At 66.9% G+C, this 1,948-nt stretch carries 2 protein-coding genes; both read left to right on the top strand.

Translation table 11 applies throughout. The features are described 5' to 3' along the window. The coding region (locus PYR91_RS36240) for a hypothetical protein (RefSeq protein ID WP_279787530.1) at positions 1-642 on the top strand (642 nt) is incomplete at its 5' end. Between the two features lie 9 nt (positions 643-651). After that, positions 652-1,947, top strand: coding sequence for a M23 family metallopeptidase (locus tag PYR91_RS36235; protein WP_279787528.1), 1,296 nt, complete (start codon positions 652-654; stop codon positions 1,945-1,947). Position 1,948: the final 1 nt, after the last annotated feature.

Genomic DNA, 1,948 nt, shown 5'->3' with positions numbered 1-1,948 from the left:
CGCACCCACGGCGCGGTCGTGTCCACCGCCACCCTCGGCTTCACCCCCAAAGCCATGGCCACCCTCAACTTCAACACCCTGCTGATCACCGAGGACGGACCCGAAGGCAAGCTCTACCGCGTCGACGTCATCACCAACAACACCAGCCTGAGCTTCAACCCGCCCATCCACCTGGGCAACGGCTACACCCACGACCTCCTGGCCTTCGACGGCACCCGCCTGTTCGGCATCGCCGACGGCAACCTGCGCCACTACACCATCAACGCCGCCAAACCCGCCATCACCAACATCTCCACCGGAACCACCGTCGGAACCGGCGGCTTCACCCTCAAAACCCTCACCACCACCGGAGCCAACTGGATCCTGGGCACCACCCAAGCCGGCCAGCTCATCTCCTACCACATCAACGGCGCCACCTACACCCGCCACCAACTCCGCGACACCACCTGGCAGGTCTTCACCAACCTCCTGTCCCCCGGAGCCGGCGTCTACTACGGCCACAACTCCACAACCGCCCTCAACCGCTACCTCGACCACAACCCCCACGACGGCAACGCCGACGACCTCACCGGCCAAACCGCCGTCGACACCACCGGCTGGACCCAAACCCTCCTGTCCGCCCAACCCAACACCGTCAAGTAGAGGAACCTCATGTCCAGATCAGCCGTCCTGCGAGCCGGCATCACCGCAACGCTCATGGCCGTCTTCGGCCTGTTCGTCACCGCGACCCCCGCGATGGCCGCCCCCGACCTGCAGTTGCCCTTCCCATGCGGCCAGCAGTGGCGGCTGGATACCTGGGCGCACGCCCCCGCGCTGGACATGGTGAAGGAGCCCGACCAGCACGGCACCGACGGCGCCACCCTGGTCGCCCCCGCCGCCGGCACGGTGAACCAGTCCTTCTACCACAGCAACGCCGGCAACGTGATCCAGATCAACCACGGCGGCCGCTACTACACCACCTACCTCCACCTGGAGTCCCGCTCACTCGCGGTCGGCGCGAAGGTGCAGATGGGCACGACGATCGGCAGGGTCGGCAAGACCGGCCCGACCTCCAACGGGCACCCGCACCTGCACTTCGAGCTCGGATACGACGCCGACAACAGCGGGTCGGCCACCTGGGGGTTCGCGGGCTCCGAGCGCGTCAGGCCGACCTTCAACGGTGTGACCTACGGCGGCGGCAACAACCAGACCTCGCGCAACGTCACCAGCCGCAACTGCCCCGGCCCGACCGGAACCGCGTCGGTGTACGGGGTGATGTCCGACGGGCGGCTGACCTACACCGCGATCGACGGAGCCAGCGGGCGACGCACCCACGGCGCGGTCGTGTCCACCGCCACCCTCGGCTTCACCCCCAAAGCCATGGCCACCCTCAACTTCAACACCCTGCTGATCACCGAGGACGGACCCGAAGGCAAGCTCTACCGCGTCGACGTCATCACCAACAACACCAGCCTGAGCTTCAACCCGCCCATCCACCTGGGCAACGGCTACACCCACGACCTCCTGGCCTTCGACGGCACCCGCCTGTTCGGCATCGCCGACGGCAACCTGCGCCACTACACCATCAACGCCGCCAAACCCGCCATCACCAACATCTCCACCGGAACCACCGTCGGAACCGGCGGCTTCACCCTCAAAACCCTCACCACCACCGGAGCCAACTGGATCCTGGGCACCACCCAAGCCGGCCAGCTCATCTCCTACCACATCAACGGCGCCACCTACACCCGCCACCAACTCCGCGACACCACCTGGCAGGTCTTCACCAACCTCCTGTCCCCCGGAGCCGGCGTCTACTACGGCCACAACTCCACAACCGCCCTCAACCGCTACCTCGACCACAACCCCCACGACGGCAACGCCGACGACCTCACCGGCCAAACCGCCGTCGACACCACCGGCTGGACCCAAACCCTCCTGTCCGCCCAGCCCAACACCGTCCGCTGAC

Source organism: Sphaerisporangium sp. TRM90804 (assembly GCF_029846175.1).
Lineage (GTDB): Bacteria > Actinomycetota > Actinomycetes > Streptosporangiales > Streptosporangiaceae > Sphaerisporangium.
The sequence above is the reverse complement of the archived record's forward strand: the minus strand, read 5'-3'. Positions and strand labels throughout refer to the sequence as shown.